Raw genomic sequence first — 242 nt, 5'->3', positions numbered from 1 at the left:
CGTGAAGGCTCAGGCTCCCAGCCGATTGTTCCTCGATGCTTCTGGGGAAGCTGCTTGGCGGCGCAAAGGCTTCACCTCGGTTCTTGATGCTCAGGGCAACCAGGCTGCGCTGATGGCCAGGATGCTGGAGCTTGGCCGTGGCCAGCCGCTGACGCCCAATGCCAAGCTGCCTTCGGAACTGGAGATCGGCATCGGTCGGGAAAACACCTGTCCGCTGCCGGAGGAATTCGATCGCTACGCAC

1 protein-coding gene is annotated in these 242 nt (G+C 62.4%); it reads left to right on the top strand.

The annotated features are described in order from the left end of the window. A partial coding sequence (locus tag AAEZ09_RS29030) for a fatty acid cis/trans isomerase (protein WP_350601774.1) occupies positions 1-242 on the top strand: 242 nt, incomplete at both ends.

It is taken from the genome of Pseudomonas sp. 65/3-MNA-CIBAN-0223, from assembly GCF_040310425.1.
GTDB classification, from domain to species: domain Bacteria; phylum Pseudomonadota; class Gammaproteobacteria; order Pseudomonadales; family Pseudomonadaceae; genus Aquipseudomonas; species Aquipseudomonas gregormendelii.
Note: the sequence above shows the minus strand (reverse complement) of the source record. Positions and strands in the feature narration are given on the sequence as shown.